The following is a 26,632-nucleotide window of genomic DNA, read 5'->3' as shown; positions in this document are numbered from 1 at the left end:
CGCCATCGGCTGGCACCGCACCACCGGCGCCACCAACATCGCCCGCGCCACCCGCCACGCCAACCGCCGCTCACACGACCTCATCACCGCCGTGACCAGCAGTTATCCGACAACGCAATGACCCTGAATGCCGGCGGGACGCGCTTGCGAGAGCTAGGGAGTTGTGCGGCGTTACGAGCGCGTGGCCGATGGTTAATCAAGGGTGACCCGGGGTCAACTCAAACAGGTCAAGAATGCAAGCCAAGGCATTGAGCGTGGCGAGCGCGATTTCGGAGGTCAGGCCACTCACCTCAGCCACCGCAGTGGAGTTGCGAAAACGTGCCGTATCGAGGAGTAAGGCATCCAGGGTGGACCGCACGGCATGAGTCAGACGGCGCTCCGCAAGCATGCAGGCACCCTCGCACGCACCCGCCGGGGTCGCCTCTCCTGCGGACGGTCTGAGCTGCCCTACCGGTCGGTTCGCACAGCGGGGTGTCACCGGTGTCAAGGGCAGCGGCGACGTAGAAGCAGCCGAGCCGCAGCAGGTCCGCGCGGGCCTGGTGGTCCGGGCAAGCTGCTGATTGTGCTGTCGCAGCAGCGGCACCGGCGTCGGGCCGCGCCGCGGTCGAAGGCGTCGACGGTGTAGGTGAGGGCGAACAACAGGTCGTCGGCGATCATGCGGGAAACGACGATCGCTACCAGGCGCGTGACGATGCAGGAGACGCGGTGGCGGTGAGCCTCCCCGCCACCGCCCGCCGGTCAGCAGACCTGGAGGAACCAGATCGGGCGCCAGTCGACGTCCTTCTGCAGGCCCGGCTCCACCCAGCTGTAGCGCTCGCGGCTCTGGGTCAGCAGCCATACCGTCGCGTTGTGGGTCTGTTTGTTGGTGATGGTTCCGGCGTCGATGAAGTTGCTCAGGTTGCGTTCCACGCAGTAGTAGAGCTCGTAGATCGTGTGCATGCCGTCGCCCTGGCCGGCGGCGACGCATACGTACTGCGCCGCGCAGTGCGAGAGCATGTAGGCCCGGTCGGCCGAGCTGACGTCCCGGTGCACCCGCTCCTTGGGCCCGGCCAGCTGAAGGTTCGGCGTCCAGCCCGCGGCCGCCAAACCGGCGCCCTGCGGCTCGGCCGCACGGGCGGTCGCCGGCGTGAACATGGAGAGCATCGCGAACAGCACCGCGACCGCCGCGATCAGCGTCAGCGCCCCGTTCCGCGAAACCCGTGTCGTCGTGGCGTCAAGCACCATGTCGTGTCTCCTCGTGAAGTCGGCGGCATCCCGCACCCGCTGCGGTCTCGTGCCGCGTTCACCACCAGCATCACCCCGCGTACCGGCCCGCTCCATCCTTTCGGCGACGCCCTAAAACCCCAGCTCAACAGCCATCACCGGGTACGGGTGTGACGACCCGACACGTCGGTCGACGCCGGGCGGGGCGCGGCAGCGCTCCACTTCGCTGCCTGCACGATCGGCGAGTCCACGCTCGGCCAGCGCCTCCGCCGCCGGCTCCGAGCCTTTCCGGCGGTTGTTCCCACCTCGGAGATCTGCCAGCCTTAGTCGAGCAAATCGACGCCCATATGCCTATTGGGGGACGTCAACGCCCACCGCAGTGGGCATCGGGCCGCGTTCTGTCAGCCGGTGGTCGGAGGCTGCACCCGGTCCTTCAGCAGCCACCGCCCAAGCGGGGTGCCCGGCGGACGCTCCCGCGCAGGCTCTCCACGTACGCCGGAATCGCCAGCCCAGGGCTGCCGCCCATAGTCTCCCCCTCGATGGAGATCGCCGTCCGGCACGGTACCCCGCGCGTCCACCCGCCATCCCCGTAGGCCGCCCGCCTCTCGATGCCCCGGGGCGTGCGTGACGGAGCGCGACGGCCCGCGGTCTGCCCGGTGCGCCGGACCAGGAGCTCGATCAGCACCGCCGTTCAGCAGTTGCTCAGGACGTAGGTGGCGACCTCGACCAGCGTGACGAGCAGGCCGGGTTCAGCCGGGCTCGCCGGGCCGGCCCGATCCTCCGGGTCGGCCCGGAGAACGCCGAGGATCCGCGCGCCGTCGCTGCCGTGCAGCACCTCGCGCAGGACGTCGAGGCGGCCGATCCACGCGGTCCGGTCGGCCGGGTCGACGCACTCGACGTTGCGCACCGTCCCAGCGAGGCCGGACCCGCCACCGGCCCTCCTGGTCGAGGCCGCGGCGCCACCCAGCTTCGCCATGATCTGCCGGAGGCGCTCGTCGGTCATCGGGTCCGCGCCGAGCGCGTCGGCGGGCAACCGGATCAGCGCGACGACCGCCTCGAAGACCGCCAGGGCGGCGCGGTCCACCGGGGTCGTCACGGTCGCCCGCACCAGGTCCAGCGCCTCGTCCGGGCGCAGCACACCGTCGAGCATCAGCCGGTACAGCAGGCCGTCCATGGCGTACCGGTCCGCGCGCGGGCCGAGCGTGGCCAGGTAGTCGTAGACGAACCCGATCACCGCCGGGTCGTCGCGGTCCACGGTGACCTGCGGTTCGACGTCCAGGACGGACCGGGCCACCGGCGCCAGCCGTGGCACGTCCTCGCCCGTTCGGCCGCCGCTGTCCCGTGCCACGCCCAGCACGGTCCGGTACGCGGCCAGCCGCGCGTTCCCGGGCTCGGTGACGATGGCCCCGGCCAGCGCCCGCTCCGCGTCCGGCGTGTGCAGCGTGTCCCGGTGCGCGCGGTGGTACGAGGCGGCCTCCGCCCAGGTACGGGCGAGCAGCCATGCGCCGAGCGGGCCCGGCGTGCGCGCGGCGGGCACGTCCGGTCCGGGCAGTCCACCGGCTGCCGCGAGCAGTTCCCGGTCCAGCCGGTCCCGCATCAGCATCGACTCGCGGCCGGTGGACTGCAGCAGCCAGACCCGGTCGAACCCGGCCGGGACCGGTGCGATCAGCACCGGTGCGAACTCCCGCCGCAGCGCCTCGAACAGCTCGCCCGACGTGGCGGTGGTCTCGGTGGCGACGACCACCGGCGAGATGCCCGACCGCCAGTAGCCGGCCAGCACGTCGCGCAACTCGTCCAGGACCTGCCCGGACGCCGTCGCCGGTCCGCCGAGGTTCGCGGCCACCACCGGCCGGCCCGCCGCCGCCCACACGCTGGGATCCACCCCCGACCAGTCGCCGAGCAGGAGCGGCGCATGCGCGGTGTGCGCGTCCGGTGCCTCCTGCGTGCTCCGGGCGGACGGTGATTGCCGGGTGGACTCTGTTTTCCGGGTGGACCGTGCAGCGCGGAACAGCTCCTGGAAGACCGGGTCCGGCGCGCCGAGGAACACCGGCTCGCCGGGCAGGTCGCGGACCGCCGCAGCGACCTGGCCCGCGGTCATCAGCACCTCGTGCACCGTGCCGTCGGACTGGGCGACCGGCACCCGTGCGTAGCCACCCTCGGCGCGCACCACGAGCACGTCGCCGGTTCCGTCCGGTGGTGTGACCGCGGCCAGCTCCGATGCGGGGACCAGGCCCACGAGGGTACGGCCGTGCGCCTCCACCCGTGGCCGGGGCACGGTGAAGCCGTCCGCGCGCACGACGCCGTCCGCCCCCGTGCGCACCTCGCGCACCGCGCCGCCCGGCCGGAACGCGCCGGCCAGCACCGGGTTGATCTCGACGAGCAGCTCGGCGGCCCGGATCAGCGTGCCGACCGCCTCGGTCAGCGCGGGCGCCGGGAACCGGAGCGCCGGATGCACGCCGGAGCTCCGGTGCGCCGCCCGGCCGAGCCTGCGCAGCTCGGACCGGGCCTGCCGCCAGGCCGTCGCCGCCACGGGGTGGTCGTCCGTGAGCGCCTGCCGGACCACCTGGTCTGCGGCCTCGGCCACGAACCGTGCCAGGCCGAGCGTGCCCGGCCCGGACCAGGGTTCGCTCATCACCCAGGACAGCAGCGCGGGCGGTGCCTTGGACGGCGCCCCGATCGGGACCGCCGGCGTTCGGACCAGGTTGACCTCGATCTCCTGCTCGATCCGGTCGACCGGCTCCCAGTCGTCGTCCCTGCGGCGCCAGATCTTCTGGCGCGAGTCCAGGTAGAGTCCGCTGTCGATCTGTGTCAGGTGACCGACCGGCCCGCCGGAGCCACCGGCCTCGTCGCTCGGCGCGCCGTCGTCGGTGACCTGCGGCAACGCCCCCGAGGGTTCGTCGTCCGGGTCCTCGTCCAGCGCGCGCCGTTTGCCCGCCTCGGCGCCACCGGTCCGGACCAGCGCGTCGAAGCGGCCCGCCGTCCGGCGGAGGTAGAGCGGGGGTGCGCCCGGGGCGGCCGTCCCGGCGATGATCCGATGACTGTCGACCAGGCGCAGCTCCAGTCCGAGCAGCGCGCCGGTGACCGTCATGACGGCGTCGCCGACCGGCGTGTCGTGCAGCCGTTCGTCCGCGAGCGCGGCGGTGATGAGCGCGGCGGTGTCCGGGAACTCCCCGGTGCGGTGCAGCTCGTCCAGGTGCACGCTGATCAGCGCGGCCATGCCGTCGTACCGGCGGGGGTCCGACTGATATGCCGCCCGCAATTCGGTGAGCATCTCCACCGGCTGGTCCGAGATCATCGACCGGAGCTGCTCGCGCAGGTAGAGCAGTTGCGCCTCCCGCAGCCGGGCTGCCATCTCCGGGGTACCGGTGTCGCGCGGGGTGCCGTCGCGCAGGGCCAGTAGCTGCGCCGAGGTCATCGTCCGCCAGTCGGGCAGGTTCTCCCGCGCGGCCCGCGCCCGGAGCTGGTTCTCCTCCTCCAGTTGGTACGCCTGCTCCGCCAGCCCGGGTGGCAGCGGCGGTACCCGCAGGCCGAACGTCCGCTCGGCGAACGCGGCCAACTGCCGCAGCACCCGCTCGTCCGCGTCGCGGAGGAGTAGTTCCCCCGCCGCGGGCAGGGCGAGCGAGTCCAGGAATCCGGATTCGGTGTGCGCAGCCAGATCCGCCACGCCCCGCATCAGCTCCCGCCCGTCCACGGCCGTCACCGGCAGGGTGACGCCCTGGTTGGCGGCGCTGCGCTGCACGGCGTCGAAGAACGCCAGGCCGGGCACCTCGCTGACGTCGGCGCGGAAGAAGAGCCGGTCGCCCTGGTCGGTGGTGGCCGCGATCCGGTCCGACTGGATCTGGCGTAGCTGCTCGGCCGTGAAGCCGGCCTCCAGCGCGGCAGCCCGGTCCAGCACGAACTCGGTGGTACCGGCGACCCTGGGCGTCGCGCCGCTGGGCAACTGCATCGTCAACTCCACGTCCGCGAAGACCTGGAAGACGCCGTCCGAGGTGTAGGTGCGCCGCAGCCAGGCCCGGTGCTCACTGGCCTGGATCCGGTTCACCCCGCGCCCGAACGAGACGTCGCCGCCGAGCGTGAACCGGCCGCCGGCGTACACCATCGGCTCGGTCGGGACCTGGACGTTGGCGGCGATGTCGCCGGAGATCCGCATCGCCGAGCCGGAGCCCTCGCTGAGTCCCTGTGTGCCGTGCTCGTACTCCTCCAGTTCGGCGCTGCGGATGTAGAACGCGTCGCGTACGGCGCCGAACCGCATGCCGAGCCGGGTGCCGTCGGCCAGCAGCAGCCGCCGCGACCCGGTGTTCAGGCCGGCGATCGCCATCCCGCCGACCGTGCGCTGCGCGGTGCGGAAGTCCGCGAGGAGCCGGTTCTGGGTCAGGATCGTCACGTCGCGCAGTTGGTCGAGCACGCCGACCTCCACGACTTTCGCCCGGTCCCGCCGGGCCGTGGCCGGTGCGGTGACCAGGTCGGCCAGCGCGCGCAGGCCCTGCACGCCGAGGAGTCGCGCGCTGTCCGGCAGCAGGCCGAGCTGGACACCGCTCAGGTCGGCCGGCTGCTCGCCGTCGTGCCGGGTCCCGCCGAACGCGGTGTAGACCAGCCGGTTGTCCTTGACCTGGCCCTGCCGGCGGGCCGGCCGGATCGCCGACAGCTCGGCCAGTTCCCAGTCGAAGATCATGTCTTGGCCGAACTTCGCGGCGTCCTGCGGCCGGACCCCGGTCATGCTGAGCATGTTCGCGGTCCGGCCCCGCCCGGCGTCGGTGACCTTGGCGCCGGTGATGTTGGCGGTCATCGGCATGCTCGCCTCGTCGGAGATGCCCCGGTTGATCGTGCTGAAGCCGCCGGTGACGCCGGCCGAGCGCAGGGTGGAGACGCGGGCCGCACCTGACGAGCCCTTGTTGACCCGCAGGTACTGCTTGGTCCGGTCGCGCCGGCCCCGGTTGATGTACCGGGCGGTGGGCTGCAGGTCGACCCGAATCCGCAGCTCGTACGTCTTCCGGCCGAGCGTGATCAGCCAGGCCTTGCCGTCGTCGGTGAGCTCGGGAAGGTGGGTCAGCAGGCCGACCATGCGTTCCAGCACGGCGAACTTGAGGTGCGCGCCGCCCATTCCCTTCGCGGCCCGGCCGATCTCGCGGTGCAGCCGGCTCTTGCCGATCGGGTCCAGGTAGATGCCGGCCCACGGACGCCCCGCGCGCAGGCCGGCCGGCAGCCTCCGGTCGGTGTTGAGCTCCTGCGCGGCCAGGTCGAAGCGGTCGGGCAGTGAGTAGCCGTCGATCAGCACGTCGATCTCGTCGAACCGCTGGTAACGGGTGTGCAGGTCCTCGGCGGAGACCATCATGATCACCTCGCCGAGCGACTTGATCTTGTCGCCGTCCTCGGTGGTGTAGACGTTCTCGACGTACGTGCGCACCATGTACATGTCGTTGAAGCCGGTCCAGGTGCGGTACGCGCCGGCCGTCTCCTCGACCTGCTCCTGCGTGCCCTTCGTCGACCCCCAGCCGTACGTGGCGCCGGCCGCGTCACCCGCCAGGCCGGTCCGCCAGCCGCCCGCCATCCGGTTCATCAGCGACTTCGCGATCTCGGTGTCGCGCAGGGAGCCGGTCTGGCTCTCCAGGGTGTAGTCGTTGTAGACGGTCACCTTGTCGATGATCTGCGGGCGCCCGATCGGCCGTACCCGCAGCATCGCCTTCTCCTGTCCGGGGAGCGCCGGGATGCCGCCCTGGAACGCGTGCGGCAGGCTCGCCTTGTACCAGGACATGCCCATGGCGTCGAGGATCTGCCCGTAACTGGCCGACGACTTCGCCGCGACCTGGGTCCGCAGCTCCGCGAGCCCGCTCGCCGAGATGGCCGCGCGTGGCGTCAGCCCGGCCAGCGGGGACAGTTCGCGCGTCCCGTCCGCGCCCCGGTCCAGGTATTCCCGGCTGATCGGGGCGAGGTTTGGCAGCAGCCAGCCCGGCCCGCCGTCCGCGGCCGGCTTCGTCTCGGTCGCCGTCATCGGGTTCGGCTGCCACAGCTCCACCTCGCCGGCCAGTGGTCCGGACGACCGGTCCATCGGTGTCTTGGAGGTGCCGTCGTAGGCCCACCAGTGGAACGCCGCACCGACCGCGAACCTCGACGCCTCCATCTCCATCGCGGCCGCGGACTGCACGTTCGCCGAGACCGACTCGCCGGCCCGGACCACCTCGCGGTGCGCCTTGGCACGGGTGTGGACGGCGCCCAGGTTGACCGGCTCCGGGAGCTGATAGTCCTGGTTGCCGAGGACGCCGTTGATGTCACGGCTGCGATCCACGCTCACCGTCTTGGTACGCCGCGTGGTCACGCCCGCCTGCGAGCTGTAGCTGTTCAGGTTCCAGATGTTGTCGGTCTCCAGGTACGTGCTGGCGGTGCCGAGCACGGCGGACAGCCCGATGGTCAGGTCGTTGCGGCCGAACCCGCCGCTGAACACGATCGGCATGCCCGGTGCGGTGCTGGTGCCGGAGGTGAGGTCGGCGGCGCGCCGGGTCAGGTACCGCTCGGAGACCTGATCGACGAGGATCCGCCAGTTGTCGTACCGCCAGCCGCTCTTGTTCAGCTCCTCGCCGGTGGCGGACAGGCCCTGCAGGTGGTCCCAGGCCGAGCCGGTCGCCGGTCGCGCGGCCGCGGGCAGGTAGTCCTTCCGGACCAGGTACGGCACCAGCGAGTCGTACAGCGTCCTGATCCCGGTCAGGCCGGTCGGACCGCCGTAACCGATGCCGTGCCGGCCGTCCGCGGTCGGCGACCACCAACTGGCGTCGCCGCCGGAGAGCTTCGTCCACAGGTTCTTGCGGGTGGGCGGGGCGGTCGGCGCCGTCCAGCCGTCGAACGAGGCGAGGTGCGCGTTCAGCTCCGCGTCCCGGAACCGGCCGAGGAAGAAGCCCTTCACGTCCGGTACGGTCCGCCGCGCCGTCGCGGCCCCGTCCGTGCCCCAGGCCAGGTCCAGCGTGAATGTGGTCTCCACCCGGGGCACCCGGTTCGGGTTGTTGGACCGGGTCGCGGTCTGCGAGAAGATCCGCTGCGTGTTCATCGACTGCCGGCCGCGGGTCCTGGTCACGCCGTAACGGCGGCTGTAGCTGAACAGCCCGGCCGCGGCCCGGAACGCTGCCCCGGCCGTGCCCCGGTAGCCGAACCGCCGCTCCCGCCCCTGCTGCCCCTTCGTCATGTTGACCTTGGTCTTGTCGACCATGACCTTCGTGGTGCCGGTCCTCGGGACCACGATCCGGTCGGCGCGCGCGGCGAGCGCCAGGCTCAGGTGCCGGGCTCCCTCGCGAAGCATCAGGCGCGGCCGGTCCTGGAAACCGGCGTCCGGGTCGTACGCGTCGAGCAACACCCCGCTGAGCGGATCCTGGCTGAGGAAACGGTCCAGCGGCGCGCGCCAGAACGCGTACTCGGCGGGCCCGATCGCGTCGTAGACCGCTTTACGAAGCTGCCGGGCCGCGTGGACGCGCTCTACGCCGACGTGCATCCGCCAGATCGGCAGTGCCCGGTTGTCCGGTACCGGGTGCGTGTCACTCACACCGCCCGGCACCTGGCTCCGGCCGACGTACAGCTTCGCGTCCTCCTGCCGGACCGTGCCGTCCCGGCCGCGCCAGACCTCGTGGCGGAACGCCGTCCCGCCCTCCCGGCTGACGGACGCGGAGAAGCCGAGCGGCACCCGTACCGCCTCCACCGCCTCGCTCGGCTTGAAGAACGTGTATACGGCGGTGGAGACCGCGGCGGTGCCGCTGCGCCCGGCGCCGCCGGTGATGCCCCCGGTGATGTAGGCCAGCAGTGCGGCGATGAGCCGTGCGCCGAGGCGGGTGGCCGGGCCCAGCTCGAGCACGGCCGACCAGGTGCGCGACACCAGCCGCTGCATCTCCTCGGTGACGTTGACGCGCGTCTCCAGCCGCGCCGAGGTGTCCACTCCGGACAGCTTCCGGGGCGGGCCGGTCACGTCCGCGAACAGGTTGATCAGGTACGTGTCGCCACCGACCGGCACGCGCAGCGGCACGCCCTCGTCGAGCGATGCGGTGAAGCCGGAGGTGAGCGCGCTTCGTAGCCGCTCCGGCGAGATCACGGCGCCGGGCACCGGCAACAGCGACGTCAGCCACTCGCTCAGCTCGGGCAGGTTCGCGATGTCATAGACGTACTGCAGACCGGGTACGTCGTGCCCGTGCGCGGCGTCGACCAGCTCCGCCGGGAGCCCGCCGGCCGGCCGATGCTCCCTCGGCCAGTGGGCACGCATCGCGGCGGCGGCGAGTTCCCGCAGATCCACCCGGCCGGGATCGTTCAGCGCGGACCGCAGACCAGCCGGTGGTGTCCGGTCCGCGCCGCGCAGGTGCAGCAGCTCCAGCACGTTCGACGCGGTGTTGCGCGCCCGGGTGCCGAGCTTCCGCACCCGCACCCGTTCCGCGTGCACCAGCTCCGCCAGCGCGGTCAGGCGCGCGCCGGTCACGTCGTCCTCGCTCGCCAGCAGCGCGCGGATCATCTCCGGATATCCGCTGTCGTCGCCGACCGCGCCGCCGAAGGCCTCCCGGCGGATGCGGTCCAGCTCACGCAGCGCGCCGTCGGAGACCAGGCCGGGGCGGGTCAGCCGGGCGCGCAACGCCGCGAGGTCCGCCCGGGTGTCCGCGCGCGGCACCGAGGCGCTCGCCTCGCCACCGGACCGGACCGCCCGGCCGGCGAGCAGTCCGGCCAGGGTGGTGACCCGGCCCGCCGGATCCAGCAGCGTCACGGCCGTGTGCGACGACCCCAGCTCGGTGGTACGCCGATCGCCCGCCGCCGGATCGAACGGCGATAGCGGTTCCCCGTCCTGCTCCGCGTCCACCCAGTGGACGGACCCGTCCCGGGACGCCAGCAACCGGAGGTGCTCCTCGCCCGTGCCGGGAACTTCGGTACGGATCACCGCGACCGTGCCCGGCGCCGCCGACAGCGCCCGGGCCAGCTCCGCCGCCGGGATCCGCTCACCGGTGGCGGACCCGCGGAGCGCGGCGAGCACCTGCCCGGCGGTGACCGGCAGCACGCCTCGGGTGAATCGGTCCAGGTCGAGGCCGACCGGCGGCCCGAGCAGCGTCAGCACGGCTGCGAGCTGATACCCGGCGGAGGCCGGGGCGGGCGTCCGGGCCGGCCGCACGCCCAGCTCGCCCCGCAGCCGGGCGGCCTCGGCGAGCAACTCCTCGAGCCGGGCCCAGGGCGTGCGCACGGTGTCCCGGGACAGCCGGGCCGCGATCTTCAGTGTCTCGCGCGCGGCGGCCTGCGTGGCCGGCAACACCCGGATCGCGGCCGGTACACTGCCGGTCTCCAGACCTTGCGCGTCCACACCGACCACGCGCGGGCCCAGCGGCACGCCGTCCCGGTACGGCGCGTGCTTCTGCAGCCCCACCGTCTCGGTCAGGCCGAGCCACCGGTCCGGGTCGAACGTGTCGTCGGCCAGCCAGCCCAGGACCAGGCCGTCCCGCGCGGCCGTGGGCAGGCTGTCCATCGCCCTGGCGAGACTGTGGAGCGCGGCCGGGTCACGGGTCGCGGGCTCGGGCACGAAGATCGCGGTGCCGCCGGTAAGCCGGGGGGTGGACAGCGCCGTGGTGAGTGCGCCGATCCGCACCGGCGTGGACATCGGCCCGTCGTGGAAGAACACCCCCGCGGGAACGGGGATGAACCGGCCGTTCGCGCAGATCTGCAGGAATGCGGTCGGGCTGGTCACGGTGTCTCCCGGTCAGCGGACGAGGCGGTGAACCCGTCATAACGGCCCGGCCCGCCCGCTGGTTCGATCTTCGCCGGCGGACCGGGGCGCCGTCACCCGTCAACCACCCGCGCGGCGTGGAAGCGGTTCCCCTCCGGGTCTTCGAGCAGCCAGCCGTCCCTTCCGGCGATGCGTGGCTTCACACCGCTGGCGGACCACACCGCCGACCTGCAATATCTGTTTCCCGGCTTCCACGGTGGACCCGTCGGCGTAGCTCATCCGCTCGATCCGGAACAGGCCGCTCTGTCGTACCGGCTGATGTTGGCCTGGACCAATTTCGCCCGCACCGGCAACCCCAACGGTGGGACGGTGCGGGCGTGGCCCGCATACGATCCGTCGGGCCTGGCGGCGGTCACGCTGGTCGACACGCGGAGCCAGTCCATGATCTCCGACCGGCAGTTCTCGACCGCGAACCAGTGCGGCATCTGAGGTTGAGGTGCGGTCGCACGTGCGCCGGGCCCGTGCGGTAACGCCGCACGGGCCCGCGTCGCGAACGGTCGAGACCGCCTCAGCCGGCGTGCTCCGCGTCGTGGTGCAAGGACGTCGGGATGAGCGGTCCGACCGGCGTGGTCTTCGTCGCCTCGACGAGGAGGGCGGCGAACTCGGCGGGTCTGCTCAGCCACGGCGAGTGGCCCGTGTCGATCTCCAGGGGGACGACCCCCAGGCGCTTCGCCTGCAGGCGTGCGAGCTCGGGAACGCAGATCGTATCCCGCGAGCCCATGATGAAGCTGCGAGACAGATCGGTCTGCTTCCAGAAATTCGGCACGAAGACCGGCTCGGACATGGGCGCGAGTGGCTCCGGGGTGAGCCTCGAATAGGCCCAGTCGACCTGCTCCTCGGAGCAGTCGTTGAAGAACGCCATCATGGCGCCCGGCCGCTCGAAGTAGAACGCCTCGTTGCCCTCGGTCACCTTGATGTACGTGTCCAGGGCCGTCTCCGCGTCGACCGGCGATCCCGGGTCGGCGCCGAGGCTGGTCGACGTGGTCTCGTAGGGGAGGGGCTTGCCGTCGACGGGCAGGATCCCCGCCACGTAGCAGATGTGCGAGACGAGGTCAGGACGCTCGTTCGCGGCGAGGGTGGCGACCACGCACCCGGACGAATGGCCGACGAGCACGTCGCCAGGCTGCATCAGCTCGACAACAGCGTCACGGTAGCCGTCAAGTGTCGCCACTTCGTGGTGTCGGGCTCCGTGACCGGGAAGCTCGACCGCCACGAGCTCGTGGCCCAGCTTCGTCAGCTCGGGCTTCACCAGGTCCCAGGTCCACGCGCCGTGGCAGCCGCCATGAACAGCGAGAAATCGCATGATTGCACCTTCCGATGGCGCCCCTGAGGAGATGGGAGGGGGCGCCGGCAGGTTCCGAACCTACTCGTCGGCCTCCCGCTGCGTCAACGCCACGTGAACAATTGTGTCTACACTTTTGCGCCTACGTGGTGGCACGGAGTACTGGCGATGCGCCGGCGCATCGCCAGTGGTCGGAGAAGCCGGCAGTGATCTGGTGTCAGCCGGGGGTGACGGTCGGATCGCCCAGCATCCGGCGCACGAGCTGCCGCAGCGCGGCCGGTTCGTAGCGAGGGTCGATGAAGGTGAGCACCCCGAACGCCGTACGAGAGAGGTGGCTCGTGACGATCTGCGCCGCGCGTGCGGCGTCGGCCTCCCGAGCCGCGGCGAGCAGCTGCTCGTGCTCCATGAGAGCGAACGGGTGCGCCCCCGTCACGTGCAGCAGCCTGATGTACCGGCCGGCGTGCTCCCGCAGCTCGCGCACCACCCGGTAGATCCGGCCGGGGGCGCGGGTGAGAGCGAGTTCGTGAAACCGCTGGTGCGCCGCCTCCCAGTCATCCTCGTCGGACGTGTCGGACGCCTGCATGGCCGCGAACGCGTCGGCCATCTCCCGCAGATCGTCCTCGGTCAGCAGCGGCACACTGAGCTCGATGGCGAGCCGCTCGTTCACGCACCGCAGGGCGTAGAGCTGCTCGGCGTCGGACGCGGACAGCTCCGCCACGCGGCTGCGGCGGTTCTTCTCCGGCACCACGAGGCCCTCGTTCTCCAGCCGGCGCAGTGCCTCACGCAGCGGGCCGCGGCTGATCGCGAGGTCGCGCGCGATGTGGACCTGGTTCAGATAGCTTCCGGGCGCGGCGCGACCGGCGAGGATATCCGAGCGGATCTTGAGGTACGCGACCGTGCTCGAGTCGCGCCCGCCGTCCGCGGTCTCATCCGCAGCGGCCAGGTCCTGCGCGGCGCCGGGCGGACCGTCGGCCTCGTCGAGTCTCCGCTCTTCCCTCACCAGGACATCCCGTTCGCTGAAGTGTTGACACTTGCTGGTCTCGTGGTCAGGCACCGAGGCGCGCCGCGGCGTCCGCCCACGTGTCGAGGTTACGGAGCATCTCGTCCCTGGGCAGCGGGGGGCCGCCGAACAGGAACCGGTCCACGCCCATGTCCCGGTACCGCTCGATGGTGGCCGGGTCGACGCGGACGTCGAGGACGGTAGTGATGAAGGTCCGACCGGCCGATTCGGACCGGCTCGCGAGGAACGCGATGCCGGCTTCGACGTCGTCGATGGTGGGGCGGGCTCCGCGGCCCACCACCGGCATCCAGCCGTCGCCGACGGCCACTATGCGGTCGAGCGTGGCCCGCGAGTGTCCGCCGAACAGCACCGGCGGATGCGGCCGGGTCGCCGGCTTGGGGAAGCTGCGGATCGGATCGAAGTCGACCACGGTGCCGTGGTACTCGGCCTCCTCACTGGTCCAGATCCGGATGGCCGCCTCGACGGTCTCGTACAGCGCGCGCCAGCGCTGCTTCTCGGCGACGCCGTGGTGGCGCATCTCCTCGACGTTCCACCCCGCCGCCACGCCACAGATGAACCGGTCGGGCCCGATCACCGCCTCCAGGCTGGACACGGCTTTGGCGAAGCTGATGGCGTGCCGCTGCGCCGCCAGCGCCACCCCGGTGCCGACCACGAGCCCCGGCGATGCGGTGGCCGCGGCGGCCAGGCTGATGAACGGGTCGAGTGCGTTCTCGTACCAGTCCGGCAGGAACATCGGATCGTCGGTGGCGGCCTGGTCCGCGTGCGAGAGCCCGGTCCACGGGGTTTCCCGCTTCACCGGGATGTGGCTGTGCTCGGGAACGAAGAGCGCCTGCAGCCCGCGGCACATCAGTTCCTTGCCGAGTTCCACGGGGTTGATCGTGTAGTCGGTCGTGTGTGAGACGACACCAAATTTCACGTTACTGAGAGTAGTTGTACTGCGGAAAAAGTGTCAACTCTTGTCGGGTCTGTCTGCGATGACGCGCAGCGAACGTGCCGATGGGGGAAGGCCCACGCCGAGTTGCCCTCCAAAAGTGTTGACACTTGACGTAGTGTCGGTCGCTATGCGGCGCCGATGGGTAGGCGTCGGCCTAGGGAGAGGGGTGATGCAGTGATGATCAGCCGAAGTCAGCGCTCCTCCGGCACGGGTGACGTGAGGTCGGCACGTCGGTTCGACCGTTCCGGCGCGGGGATCGCCGTCGGCCGGCAGCCCTTCGCGGCGACGGTGCTGGTCCTGACCATCGTCACCATCGGCGTCAATCTGCCGCCGGTGTTGTTCCCGAGGTACGTGGACGCGTTCGACCTGTCCGCATTCACCGTCACCGGGATCTTCGCCACCTACACGCTCTGCATCGCACCCGCGCTGCTGTTCTTCGGACCGCTCTCCGACGCCATCGGCCGTAAGCGGGTGCTTCTCATCGCGATCGTCACGGCCGTGGTGGCCACGGTCGTGCTCGCCGCGGCGCAGAACGTCTGGTGGCTCTTTGCCGGACGCGCGCTGCAGGGCCTGGCCGTCGGTGCCACCTCGGGCCCGGCATCGGCTGCCCTCGTGGACACCCATCCGCGCTCCGACGTCGCGCAGGCCGCGCTGGCGGCGACGCTGGCGACGTGCGTGGCAACCGCGGTGGGGCCGATGGGCGTCGGGGTGCTCGCGCAGTACGGCCCGATACCGCTCCGTCTGTCCTACCTGGTGGAGCTGGCGCTGCTGCTGGTCGCTCTGGCGGTGCTGTCCACCGGATTCCCTTCCGCGAGGTCGGCGGGCGGGCAGCACGTCAAGATCAAATGGCCTTCGGTTCCCGCGAACATCCGGGCGACGTTCGTCCAGGCCTGCAGCTCGGCGGTGCTCGCCTGGATCATCGCCGCCCTCTTCCTCGCTCTGGCACCCTCCCTGCTGAGGACCTACCTTCACACAGACAACAGCGTGGTGTACGGCGGCATCCAGGCCCTGATGCTGACCTGCTCCGCCCTCGCCCAGATCGGCAGCCGCAGGCGCCGGTCACAGCCCCTGCAAATCGTCGGACTGGTACTGCTCGTCGCCGGCCTCGGTATTCTCGCCGGCGCGGCCGCGGTCACCTCCGCGGTGCTCTGCGCGCTGGCAGCCGCCGTCGCCGGCATCGGACACGGTCTGGTGTTCAGCGGTGCCGCCCGTGAGGTCGGCACCATCGCACCGAGCGACAGCCGCGGAAACATCATGTCGATGTTCTTCGTGGCGATCTACCTCGGCGTCTCGGTCGCGGTCGTCGGCGTCGGGGCTCTCTCGTCATACGTCGGCCTGATCCTCGCGGTGCAACTGTTCTCACTGGTGGTGGGCATCGCCTGCACGATGAGCATCGTCAGCCACATCATGGTGCGGCCGACCGCGCGATCGTGACCACGCGCGGGCCGGTCGCCACGCCCGCACTGTCACCAACCGGTCCCGACCTAACGAAGTCCCACTAGAGAAAATCGATGATCACCTTGAAGGATCCACCCACTTCACCGGCCTCCATGGTGGCCACCGACCCCGCGAGATCTCAGCTCAGCGCTGCGCGTCGTGAGAACCCAATGGCCCTCCCGGAAACGCGAGTCCGCTCAATCATCGGGTCTGGTGATCCGATCGCCGACGTCCTTCGGCTCCTACGGCCGTACGCGGTCCTACCGGCACGTGTGCACGCAGCGACACCATGGGCGGTGCGGTTCGATCCCCAGCCGCACGTGCGGCTGGGCGTCGTCCTCGACGGCGAGTGCTGGCTCTGCATCGAGGGCTGCCAACCAGTGCTGCTGAACGAGGGGGACTTCTTCCTTCTGAACGACCCACCGACCTACACACTGTCCAGCGCGCCTGATGTGACGCCACGCGCGGCCTTCGTCTACCTGAAAGAGCCGGACGGCGGCGAGCTGCGCATCGGCGACGAGGCCGACGAGGACACCTACGTGTGCAGCATCGACTTCATGTTCGAGGAAGCCAACGCCTCGATGCTGTTCGACGTGCTCCCACCCGTCGTGCTCGTCCGAGCCGGCGATCCGCGAGGTGCGATGCTCAAGCACCTTTCCGCGCTGACGGTCGCCGAGATGGAGTCGGCCGATGTCGGTCGATCCCTGGCCTTGGAGCATCTCGCCCAGCTCATCCTCGTGCATCTGCTGCGTGTGCACGCCGACGGGAGCGAACGGCCCGTCGGTTGGCTGGGTGCTCTCGTCGACGACGGGATCGGAGCGGCCCTGCGAGCGATGCACGCCGATGTGAGTCGCCGGTGGACCCTCGACGAGCTTGCCGCGATCAGCCATACCTCACGCTCGGCATTCGCCGCCTCGTTCAAGGCCAAAGTCGGCACGGCGCCACTGACGTATCTGATCGGATGGCGGATGAGTCTGGCACGCGATGCCCTGCGCAACGACACACGGTCGATCTCTGAGCTGGCGGAAGCCGTCGGCTACGAGTCCGAAAGCGCCTTCAGCACCGCCTTTCGGCGTGTCGTCGGCTCGTCACCTCGCATGTTCCGAGGGCAGGCCCGGGAGCAGGCGTTGGCGCGATAGGTGCAGAGGTTGCTTGACGATCTCGTCAGAGGTGACTTCACCACCGGCGGGCCGAACCGGTGGTGGCTGACGGCATCACCGAACATCGCACCGGTGGGGGCAAGCGGTTGACCCTATCGGGTACGAGACCGTCATGACCCCACCGGCCAATCAGGCCGCGTGACCTGATCTGTCGCCCATCGATGCAGCAGACCCGATCGATGTCCACTGGGAGCCGGACATCAGAGCTTGAAGCCGCCGCTCGCCTCGATCACCTGACCAGTCACCCAGCGGCCCTCCTCGGAGGCCAGGAAGGCGACGACCGAGGCGATTTCCTCGGGTTCACCGAAGCGTCCCAGCGTGGTGTCCGCCTCGATCGCAGCAACCATGTGGGCGTTCTCGCGGACGGCGGCGTTCATGTCGGTTCGCGTCCAGCCGGGGGCCACCGCGTTGACCGTGATTCTGCGCGGCCCCAGTTCGATGGCGAGCGCCTGAGTCAGGCTGTTCACACTCGCCTTGGCGGCGGAGTAGATGAGGGCTGTCGACAACGGTCGCGTGGCCGCTCCAGAGGAGATGTTGATGATGCGACCCGCGTCGGAGAGGCGGGACGTCGCCGTCTGTGCGATGAAGAGAGGCGCGCGGGCATGCACGGCGAAAGTGGCATTCCAGGCTTCCGGTGTAGCGGCCGCGATCCCGCCCCAGGCCGTGTTCCCCGCATTGTTGACCAGTACATTCAAAGCATTGCTGCCGGTACGCGAGGTGAACTCCTGGTCGAGTCGCTCGAAGAGATCCGGAATCGACTCCGCGTCGGCCAGGTCCACCTGCAATGCAAAGGCGGTGCCGCCGGATTTCTCGATCGTGGCTACCGTCTCGTCGGCGCCGTATTTGCGTTCGTTGTAGGTGACAGCGACGGTTGCGCCCTCCCGTGCCAAGCGTTCGGCAATAGAGCGTCCAATGCCGCGGGAGCCCCCGGTAACGAGAGCGGTCTTTCCGGCAAGCGTCTGTGACATTTGATTAACCTCGATGGTCGAGTGAGCCGCAGCGACGCGAGGGATTCGTCCGTTCCGGATGACGGGCCGCCGTTCCAAGCGCAATGCTGGGCTTTTTGGCTACGACAACTACTATGCGGCCATTCGACGACAAGGGCCATAGTGTGGAATCCAACTTTGTTTATCGATCGTCCAGGAATGCTTTTCAGAATTTCACACCAAGACTGTGATCCCAGGGCCATTGCGTAGTCGCGTGGCGGGTGTGTGACCAGGGTGTTTGAGGTGTGGTCGGCCTCTGTGGAGGCGGAGAAAGCGGGTGGGACCGCATAGGTGATCATGGAGTTGCGAGGCTTCAAGACCACCAGAAGGACCCCACCCGCCGATGGCATCGTCTCTCATCCCCGCACTCGCCGTAACAGCACCCACCTCCGCAGGCCCGCCCGCGTCGGTGACCGACGGTGAACGTGGCGGGCAGCTGGACGTGCTGGCCGCGGTTCCTGATCCTCGTGACCCGCGAGGGATCCGTTACCCACTGGCATCTTTGCTCGCGATGGCGGTCTGTGCCGTGCCGGCCGGGGCGTCGTCGTTCGCGGCGATCACCGACTGGCTGCATGATCTCGACGACACCGGGCGGACCCGGCTCGGGTTCGCCTCCGGCATCCCGGCCGGGACGACTGTCTGGCGGTTGTTGATCCGTCTCGTCGTGGTCACTCGCAAGGGCGACCCGAATCCGATGATCGGGAGCTTCCGGCTGGCCGCCGAGGCGGTCCTGACCGCCCCGGCAGCCTGACCGGCACGGCTCTGCACCGCACGCACGGCGCAGACGTCCACGCGTCATGCGCGACCTCGCCGCCGCGGCCGTCGGGCCGGGGTCAGAAGGTGCGCTGTTCCGCGGCCTGTCGCAGGGTGGCGGCCAGGCCGGTGCGGGACGTCCACAATGGTGTGCCGGGGAGTGCGATCGCCGCACGCCCGTTGCGCCCGGCGATCGTACCGTCGAAGTCTTCAAGCCAGGTGGCGAGGCGCGACAGCGCCGGGGGTGCGAGGGTGAGCACGTCCGCCACCGCATCGCCGGCGGCGTCGCGGCGCAGATATCCGGCGGCGTCGGTGGGACCCAGCCGCACGGTCCGGCCGGTGTCGGCGAAGCCGAGCCGCCGCAGGTATCCGCGGGGCTCCCGGTTCTCCCGGTGCACGTACGCCATCACCGGCCGCGGCGCGATGCCGATCGCCTGCGTGATGCGGACCGCGGTCAGGGCCTCGCCCAGGCCGTAGCCGCGCACCGCCGGATCGAGGTGAATGCCGCCGATCTCCCAGCGGAGTACGTCGTCCAGGTTCTTGCCGTCGGGCTTGACATAGCAGACGCCGACGATCCGGTCGTCGCGGTGCACGGCCAGCAGCGTGCCCGCTTCGACCAGCTCGGCGAACGCCTCCGGAGTCAGCGGCAGCAGAAACTCTCCGATGAATGACTGGTGGAAACCGAAAACGTCGTCGCGTTCCTCACGCCGGACCTGGCCGATACGTAGCGTCAGGGTGGAACCTGCTGTCACGAAATTGCTCCTTGCCGTCTGCTGTGCCCAGCGGCACTCGGCGAGTCGGCAGCCTCAGGCCTGGCGAACACTCTCGCAGGCGGCGCAATCGTTGCCGGTGCAGGGTCCCGGGTTGCCCGCCGCCCCGCGTCGATCGAACAGCCGGCCCGGCCGATCGGCACCGCGTCAGGCACGCGCGCTCGGCCGGGGTTCCCGCCAACGCGATCGCCCCTCCTTCGGGCGTTGACTTCATCTCCCGCGTGGGATTGCAAACCGCTGAGCCGCGTCCCCGGCTACCACGTGCTCAGTTACGGATTCCTGCTGGGCGAGTTCGTGCAACGGGTGACGGCGAGCCGCTGCGCGACGTGATTCGACGGAAGGTGCTCGACGTGCTCGCGATGCGCGACACATATCTCGGAACGCCCCAGCGGGACTGGGGCCGACGGGTCCGGCTGCGCGGCGCGGGTCTCAGCGGTGTCGGCATCCGGCAGCTGGGTTCAACAGCCGTGCCTTCCGGGAGGCCATCATTCCGGCCGCCACCGTGTCGAGCACGGCGCGGGACGTGGCCCGGTTCTACCAGGCGCTGATCGACGGTTCACGGATTCTCGGGCCGGATGCGCTGGCCGATGCCCGTTCCCGGCGCCGCCTTCTCTGCCCCGTCTCCGTCTCCGCCGAGCCTGCTCCGGCCGCGGATCCGATCCCGCCGGTCGACTACGGCCAGGTGCGCCTCGTCGAGGGGACCCCTGGCGCGCTTGCGGAGAAGCCCGTCACCGCACGTCACGGCGGCTACGGCGGCGCGGCCCTGTCGGTCCAGACCGACGCCGAGAACCGCCGGGTTGGCAGCCGCGGTGAGGAGATCGCCTACCGCATGGAGCGTGAACGGCTGCGAGCCGCAGGACAGGACCCCGACCTCGTCGTGTGGGAGTCGCGGATCAACGAGTTGTCGCCGTACGACCTCCGCAGCCTCGACGAAGACGGCCGGACCATCTTCATCGAGGTCAAGTCGACCAGGGCGGACGATCCGGTTTGTGTGCTCCCGGGCCATGCGGTCCGGCCCGGGAGCACGGGGGTCAAGCCGCCGCGTGCAACCGTTCGGCCGCGAGCAGCGTCTCGGATGCCGCGATCGGGCCGAGGTCGCCGAAGACCGCGCCTGCTGGTGCGATCACCGCGATGTCCTCCAGTCGGACCTGGGTGGTGAAGCCGCCGGGCCAGTCGCGTTCCACGCCGCCGTCGGCGTTGTGCCGCCAGCCGCGCGCGGCCACCGGGTGCAGGGCCTCTACCTCGAAGTAGCGGCCGGTGTGCGATGGGATGACACGGGCGGCGGCCTGCTCCGGCGTGAGCGTGTGGACGGCGCGGCCGACCTGCGTGAACGGTTGGAAGATCTCGTAGTCGGCGAGGACCTCGGCCCATGCCCGCTGATCGGTGTCGGCAGCCGGGTGCCAGAGCGAGATGTGTTGATCGTCGGCGAGCGTGAGGGTGTCGTCGCCGAGGCTGGCGAGGGTGCCGTCCTCGGCGATCCGGAACGCGTGCCCGTCCTGGACCTGCCAGATCAGGGCGCGGGCCAGGTGCCGTACGGCCGGGTGGTCGAGGACGAAGCGGCGCAGGTCCGGCACGCTCCACCGGCGGCCGGTGACCATCGCGTCCTCAAGCGCGCGTCCGCGTTCGACGGCGAGCGTGCGGGCCGCCTTCTTCAGCGCGGCGAACGCGCGTTTGGCCTGCTCGGCCCGTTCCGCGTCGTCGGTGGCGGCGGCGCGGGGGAGTGAGCGCAAGCGGCGGCCGTCCTGGTCGAGGACGATCGGGTTGAGCTTCACGTCGAAGGTGACCGTGAACCGGCGCGGGCCGTAGTCGAGCGTCATCCGCCCGTCCGGGTCCAGGCCGAGGTCGGGTGTCACGCGTTCGGCCAGTTCGGCCGGGGTCAGACCGCGTGCGTCCGCGATCGTGACCAGCTTCGCCTCGGCCTGCTTGCGGAAGCCCTTCTGTTTCGTGGACTTCGACAACCGCAGCAGACCGGCGATCGCGGCGTCCGTGCCGAGCGCCACGAACACGTCCAGGCCGAGCTTGGCGCGGGCGATCGCGTCTTCGGTCCAGGCGATCACCACATCGGTGAGCGGGGTGACGACTGAGTCGTCGGCGAGGAAGCCGAGCGCGAGCAGCGCCTGTTTGTCGGCTGCCGGGTGTTCCGCCCGCTGCCACTGCGCGAACAGTTCCAGCGCGAACGCGGCCAGGTCGGTGCGGTCGCACGTGTCGCGGACTTCGGCCAGACCGGGCGCGGGCGCGGCGAACGTGGACGCGGTCAGCAGCGCGAACAGCCGCCGCACGGCCGCCTCGGTCAGCGCACCGGCGTCATCGGTCAGCCGGATCGGCGGGAGCGTCGGGATCACGACCCAGACCGGCAACGGCTTGGTCTTGCCGCTCGTGCGTAGCGCGTCCGGCCACATGTTCTCCGGGGCGGCCGGGCCGGTGGCCGCATGGGCCGCGATGATCGCCGTGACGCGTGCATGGGCGTCGACGTCCAACTCGCCGAGTGACAGCGCGGGGTGGGTGAGCACGTGGTCTCGCAGCAGCTCGGCGACGACGGCGGCGGCTTCGGGCCGTTCCGGCGCGGACGATGCGAGGACGCGGAGCGCGCGTTCCGGTGTGCGGGCCGCGAGTTTGAGCACGACCGGGCGGATGTCGCGGCGATCGGCGCGTTCGGCGAGCATCCGGAACGCGCCGTCGGTCGGAATCCGGGACAGCCAGGTGATCGACTGGCGGCGGTCGACGTCCGACTCGTAGCGGGGCCACCGGTTCTCCAGGTCGACCTCGTCCAGCTCGCGGGCGATCCGCGCACCCACGGCCCTGCCGTCGCCGATGTGCGCGTCGATACGGGCCAGGTCGTCGGCGGCCAGCAGGTCGCGTGCGGCGGCACCGGTCATCACGAGCATCGCGGCCAGGTCGGCAGCGGTGGGCGGCAGGCCCGGGCCGCTCAGCACGCGCGCCGCGCGCACCGGGTCGCGGGTGAGCAGGCCGACGGTGTGCGCGTCGGACTGGCGATGCTCGATCGTGGTCAGCGCGACGTGGTGCAGAGACTCGTCGGCAGGGATCCGCATCAGCCGGGTGAGCGCCTCCTGCGTTAGGTAACCATGTCGGTAGGTCCAGAATCCGGCCGCCCGCAGCCAGCCCTCACCGCTGGTGATCACCGAGACGGCCGCCGGGCCGACACCGTCGAGCAGCGTGGCCAGCACCGGGTCGCTGCCGTAGAACGCGTACAGATCCCACCAGCAACCCGACGCCGGCAGTGCTTCGGCGGCCGTGGCCCACCGGACGAGCTGATCGGCCGTGCTCGCCGAGAACACCGGCATCACGTAGATCCGGCTGCCCTGATGCGCCAGGGACTCGCCGAACCAGCCGGGTATAGCGGCGATGTCCGCGTCGACCCACTCGGCCCGGTCCGGCAGCATGAACGACGCGACGATCCGCTGCGGAAGCGGGCCGTCGCGTTCGGACTCCATCCTGCGGGCCACGGCCGCGCGGGTCTCGTCGTCGGCGGCGGCCAGGTGCGCCCGGACCGCGCTCGCGGTGTGCCAGACGACCCAGTCCTCACCGTGCTGCCGGGCCTCGACGGGGGTGTAGTTCTCATGCCAGCCCCGGTCGGCTGGCACGCGGATCGGGCGAATGCACAGCGACGTGGCGGCGAGGTCCGGGTGATGGATCAGGCCGGACATCGTGGACACCACGTGCGCCGCGAACACCAGCCCGCCGCGGGCGATCAGCGCCTCGGCCAGCAGAGCCTCCAGCGGCTCGGACGGCCACATCACCATGTTGGCGTACTCGGCCATGAACAATCCGGCAGCGGCGGCACCACGCATGGACAGGTCCGCGCCCGGGTCGTTCAGTGCGGCGACGAACCGCTCTGCCTCCGTGCACAGCGCGTCGTCGTAGTCCGCGTACTGCCGAGCGGCCAGATCGGATGCGGCGAGCCGCGCGCGCAGCTCGGCCGGTGCGTCCGGACCGATCTTCGGCGGCGGCACCGGCCGTCCGCCGTGCCGGGGCAGCAAACTGCTCAGCCAATCCGCCGGCATGTCCCAGCCGTGGTCGAACCGCATCCATACCTCCATTGGCATCGAACGGCCAGGAGCCTACGCACCGGGTACGACAACGAGACGCCCGGCGAGCACCGCGTCCGATTCGCTGTCGATTCGTGGTGCGGTGCGGCACGTGGCCGGCGTTCCGCGCGCTGGCGGGGAACACCACGACCAGCGGGTACGCCAGGGAGCGTCGCAACTGGCGACCGACGCCGCGTCCGGCTTGCCGGGGGCCGGGCCGCGTTCACCGTCATCGCCACCGCACCCTGGCCGGCGGCAGCGTCGTCCACCAGTACGCGTTCCGCCGCCCGGCCGCCACCAACCCGGGCTGAACAAGCAGTTGCACTGGTGGCCGGAGTCCCTGGAGCATCGTGTCGAAGACGCCTACTGGACCGAGACTTCCCCTAGCGAGCGGCTCGCTGACATCACTACCCCCGGCCTGCACGTGGGCGGCTGGTTCGATTTCTTCGTGCCCGAGACCACCCGGGCGTTCACCCGGCTGCGCAACGAGGCCCGGCTCCTGGAGATCCAAGTGTCCGAGGCCACGAACGGTGTCGCCCCGTGGGGGAACCCTGACCCGGTGCTGCCCGGCTTCGGCGCCTTCGTCGACGGCCGGATCATTCCCCGGCATCCGTTCGCCGACGGCGTCGCACCGTTCTCCGCTGGCAAACCGCTGATGGTCGGCACCACCCGCGACGAGACGGTGTTCTTCAGCCTCTTCGGACCGAAGGACATCTTCAGCATCGACGACACCGGCCTGCGCAGCCGCCTGAGCAACGCCTACCAGGGCGCCGAACTCGACCGGATCATCGCCACATTCCGCCGGTCACGGCCGCAGGCCACCCCGGCCCAGCTGTACTTCGCGATCACCACGTCCCCGATCTGGCGCGACGCCATCACGATCACCGAACTCGAGTCGGTCAGCGTGAGAACGGCATCCAGGCAGACCGGCTCCGGCACGCCCAGCAGCACACCTTGGCATGATCCGAACCGGCGCGTGGCACGGGGCTCGCGTCACACCGGGGCAGGTGCGTCGCGGACCTGACGGAGGGTGCGGCGAGTGCCGTCGGGCATCGTCGCATGCCAGAAAGTCATACCGGCGCAGCGTTTCCCGGTAACCGCCTGCCCGGCATCGTCGGCTTTCCGGAAGACATCCCCGGTACTGAGCCGCAGGGTCCCATCGACCTGCACCGTCGCATGAACGTCCTGCCCGGCGACGACACCCACCAAGGTGGCACCTGCGCGCAGGGTTCCGGCCAAGACCATACGTTGAAGATCCGTCGGCCGGGCGGTTCTCGCCCGACTATGCGGATTCCGCGGCGGGGAAGGGGATGGTGCCGCGGGAGCTGGTTCGTCGGCGCCAACCACCTCCGCGCCGGTTTGAGGCTCGGCAGGTACCTCGACGGCGGGGAAGCCGAGCCGGATCGGTGCCCATATCTCGCAGAACAGGCGCCGGTACAACTCCTGCCGTAGCTCGACGGCGGCACGGATACCGCCGGCGGCGGGCAGCGGACCCATGAGCCCGGCGAGACCATATCTCTGGATCAGGACACGGATCGGCTTCTGATTCTGCTGAAAGGCGCGGTGCAGGCAGCGCAGGAGCAGATTCTCGCTGCGGTAGACCTCGACCTTGGCCGGCAGGTCGGCGTCTTGAAGACTCTGGTTCACAGTGGCGGGCAACAGTCCGAGTATGCCGAGCCGGTTGCGGAGCAGACGGAAGTCCACAGGCTCCGCAACATCGGGATGCCGCTCAGGTCTCTTGGCGAAGACGTGTTCCACCTGCCAGCGGCGTTCAGGCGCCAGGTACTCGGTGATCGCCCTGGGCCCGCCTCGTTCGGTCTCCACGAACTCGGTCAGCCGCGCGAGCAGATACCGGACCTGGGAGAGGTTGTTTCCCCGCAGACCGAACGACCGTACCGTCTGAAAGCTGTCATCCGGTGGCATCTCCGCCCACAAGCACGTCCCGACGTCCGCGGCAGTGGCGCACTTCCGCAGCTGCGGAACGAGGACGGGCGTCAGTTCGTCCAGGTCACGCGGCAGCGCCGGCTCGTCGGCGAGGACCCGCAGTACGAACCACCTGTCGATGAAGTTCGCGACCAAGCGCGCCTTCTCCTTCGCCACGGACGGCGGATCAGTCGGGCGGATCGCGGCCAGGATGAAGGTCATCTGGTTCGTCAGGCCATTGACGGTGTTGTAGTAGACCGCCTCGAGCCCGTGCTCGTCATGAGGCCTGTCGCTCGCCGCCTGGAACGTGCGATATACCGTCGCCAGATTGATCAGCCGTTCCACAAAATCGAAATACTGGTGGGGCATCCTCAGGGCGAGCTGACTCTCGGCGTTCTCCCGCACCCACAGGTGCAGCGTGTTGTCGATGTTCTCCCGATCGTGGAAGTCCCCATCGAGCCGGGCATGGTGGGCGATCAGAGCGGCTTTCAAGAATCGTGCCGGTGCACCAGGATCGTCCCTGGCCGGAGTCAACGCCGCCAGCATCTCGCGCCACCGCTTGTTCAGGTCCTCCTCGTCATGCCCCACATGCGACAGCAGAAAGCTTTTCAGCAGGTCAACCGCGGTCAGGCGAGCGCCACGGTCGTTCATCGACTCAAAGATCCGGAATCCGGCGTCACGGCTGGGCGCCTCAATCCCGACCAGGATCACCCGGTCCAGCAGCCACTCCGTGAACCGGGGCACGTCCTCCGCGTCCAGCCGTGCGGTGAGAAGCTGCTCCAGTTCCAGGCTGCGCGCGTGCAGATTCCGCAGCGACAGCGATGCTCCGTGCCGGGGTGGCTCGTAGTCGCGTCCGTCATGCAGCGCCTGAAGGAGGTCGCGTCGTTCCTGGATGTCGATCCGGAATCGCCAGCCACCCGCCCGCCTCTCGCGGATCACCCGGTCGAGCTGCGCGACGGCGTCGTCCTGTCCGAGGGTGCGTGCTTGCCGGCGCAGATGCATGAAAATGAGATGCACGGTGGTGAATCGCTGCTGCCCGTCGACCAGGAAGCGGCCATCGCCTCGAGATTCCTCGTAGTAGACGAACGGACCGAGGAAGTACGGATCGGCGTGCCGCATCCCCCGCCGCGTCCGCGGGTCCTGCGCCGCTTCGTCGAACTGCGAACAGAGGTCATCGACCAGCACCCGTACATCCTCAGCCGACCATGCGTACTCGCGCTGGTAGTAGTCGATGGTGTACGTGGCCTTGCTGAACAGCTCCGACAAGGAGAAGCTGTCCCCGCTGATCGACGCGCCACCCACCGGCAAGCCCTCCCACCACGACCGCGAATACTACGTACCGTTGCCTATCACGCACGCAGAGATCAAGTCGAGGGTTGTCGGCGCACCA

15 protein-coding genes and 1 pseudogene are annotated in these 26,632 nt (G+C 70.3%); 6 read left to right on the top strand and 10 right to left on the bottom strand.

Annotated features, from left to right (window positions below):
- Positions 1-196 precede the first annotated feature (196 nt).
- The 3 genes from ACIA8K_RS29700 to ACIA8K_RS29690 all read right to left on the bottom strand — a co-directional run bounded on the left by ACIA8K_RS29700 (position 197) and on the right by ACIA8K_RS29690 (position 10,891).
- Positions 197-388, bottom strand: coding sequence for a hypothetical protein (locus ACIA8K_RS29700; protein WP_396065100.1), 192 nt, complete (start codon positions 386-388; stop codon positions 197-199).
- Positions 389-738: 350 nt separating this feature from the next.
- Positions 739-1,224, bottom strand: coding sequence for a hypothetical protein (locus tag ACIA8K_RS29695; RefSeq protein ID WP_396065097.1), 486 nt, complete (start codon positions 1,222-1,224; stop codon positions 739-741).
- A 670-nt stretch (positions 1,225-1,894) separates the two neighbouring features.
- Positions 1,895-10,891, bottom strand: a complete 8,997-nt coding sequence (locus ACIA8K_RS29690; protein WP_396065094.1) for a hypothetical protein — start codon at positions 10,889-10,891, stop codon at positions 1,895-1,897.
- A gap of 168 nt (positions 10,892-11,059) precedes the next feature.
- On the opposite strand from ACIA8K_RS29690, the gene ACIA8K_RS29685 reads away from it, so the two are divergent.
- Positions 11,060-11,359 carry a carboxylesterase family protein gene (locus ACIA8K_RS29685; RefSeq protein WP_396065091.1) on the top strand — a complete coding sequence of 100 codons (300 nt, stop codon included), beginning with the start codon at positions 11,060-11,062 and terminating at the stop codon, positions 11,357-11,359.
- Between the two features lie 79 nt (positions 11,360-11,438).
- Here ACIA8K_RS29685 and ACIA8K_RS29680 read toward each other — a convergent pair whose 3' ends face one another.
- From ACIA8K_RS29680 to ACIA8K_RS29670, 3 genes are all read right to left on the bottom strand, one after another.
- On the bottom strand, positions 11,439-12,233 hold the full coding sequence (locus tag ACIA8K_RS29680) for an alpha/beta fold hydrolase (RefSeq protein ID WP_396065089.1): 795 nt from the start codon (positions 12,231-12,233) through the stop codon (positions 11,439-11,441).
- A gap of 196 nt (positions 12,234-12,429) precedes the next feature.
- On the bottom strand, positions 12,430-13,212 hold the full coding sequence (locus tag ACIA8K_RS29675; RefSeq protein WP_396065086.1) for a GntR family transcriptional regulator: 783 nt from the start codon (positions 13,210-13,212) through the stop codon (positions 12,430-12,432).
- 46 nt (positions 13,213-13,258) lie between these two features.
- Entirely contained in the window at positions 13,259-14,149 is an 891-nt protein-coding gene (locus tag ACIA8K_RS29670; protein WP_396065083.1) for a TIGR03619 family F420-dependent LLM class oxidoreductase, read from the bottom strand.
- A 306-nt stretch (positions 14,150-14,455) separates the two neighbouring features.
- On the opposite strand from ACIA8K_RS29670, the gene ACIA8K_RS29665 reads away from it, so the two are divergent.
- Positions 14,456-15,601, top strand: a complete 1,146-nt coding sequence (locus ACIA8K_RS29665) for an MFS transporter (protein ID WP_396065080.1) — start codon at positions 14,456-14,458, stop codon at positions 15,599-15,601.
- 77 nt (positions 15,602-15,678) lie between these two features.
- Positions 15,679-16,743: an AraC family transcriptional regulator gene (locus tag ACIA8K_RS29660; RefSeq protein ID WP_396065077.1), complete on the top strand. Its 1,065-nt coding sequence runs from the start codon at positions 15,679-15,681 to the stop codon at positions 16,741-16,743.
- Between the two features lie 221 nt (positions 16,744-16,964).
- Here the strand turns inward: ACIA8K_RS29660 and ACIA8K_RS29655 are convergent, their stop codons facing one another.
- Positions 16,965-17,732 (bottom strand): SDR family NAD(P)-dependent oxidoreductase, encoded by a 768-nt coding sequence (locus ACIA8K_RS29655; protein ID WP_396065075.1) that lies wholly within the window; start codon positions 17,730-17,732, stop codon positions 16,965-16,967.
- 361 nt (positions 17,733-18,093) lie between these two features.
- Between ACIA8K_RS29655 and ACIA8K_RS29650 the strand changes: the two genes are divergently transcribed.
- Positions 18,094-18,501 (top strand): transposase family protein, encoded by a 408-nt coding sequence (locus ACIA8K_RS29650; protein WP_396065072.1) that lies wholly within the window; start codon positions 18,094-18,096, stop codon positions 18,499-18,501.
- Positions 18,502-18,583: 82 nt separating this feature from the next.
- Here the strand turns inward: ACIA8K_RS29650 and ACIA8K_RS29645 are convergent, their stop codons facing one another.
- Positions 18,584-19,255, bottom strand: a complete 672-nt coding sequence (locus ACIA8K_RS29645; protein ID WP_396065069.1) for a GNAT family N-acetyltransferase — start codon at positions 19,253-19,255, stop codon at positions 18,584-18,586.
- Positions 19,256-19,775: 520 nt separating this feature from the next.
- Between ACIA8K_RS29645 and ACIA8K_RS29640 the strand changes: the two are divergent.
- Positions 19,776-20,243: pseudogene (locus tag ACIA8K_RS29640) on the top strand (protein NO VEIN domain-containing protein); the annotation flags it as partial.
- Positions 20,244-20,304: 61 nt separating this feature from the next.
- Here the strand turns inward: ACIA8K_RS29640 and ACIA8K_RS29635 are convergent.
- The gene (locus ACIA8K_RS29635) at positions 20,305-23,319 is read right to left on the bottom strand and encodes a DUF4132 domain-containing protein (protein ID WP_396065067.1); all 3,015 of its coding nucleotides are present in this window, start codon (positions 23,317-23,319) and stop codon (positions 20,305-20,307) included.
- A gap of 112 nt (positions 23,320-23,431) precedes the next feature.
- Between ACIA8K_RS29635 and ACIA8K_RS29630 the strand changes: the two genes are divergently transcribed.
- Positions 23,432-24,343, top strand: a complete 912-nt coding sequence (locus tag ACIA8K_RS29630) for a CocE/NonD family hydrolase (RefSeq protein WP_396065064.1) — start codon at positions 23,432-23,434, stop codon at positions 24,341-24,343.
- On the opposite strand, the gene ACIA8K_RS29625 is transcribed toward ACIA8K_RS29630, so the two are convergent.
- Positions 24,313-26,544: a DUF262 domain-containing protein gene (locus ACIA8K_RS29625; RefSeq protein WP_396065062.1), complete on the bottom strand. Its 2,232-nt coding sequence runs from the start codon at positions 26,542-26,544 to the stop codon at positions 24,313-24,315. The genes ACIA8K_RS29630 and ACIA8K_RS29625 overlap by 31 nt on opposite strands.
- Positions 26,545-26,632 lie beyond the last annotated feature (88 nt).

Source organism: Catenuloplanes sp. NPDC051500 (genome assembly GCF_044454585.1).
In the GTDB taxonomy this organism is placed as follows: Bacteria; Actinomycetota; Actinomycetes; order Mycobacteriales; family Micromonosporaceae; genus Catenuloplanes.
This window is presented reverse-complemented; position numbering and strand designations above follow the sequence as displayed.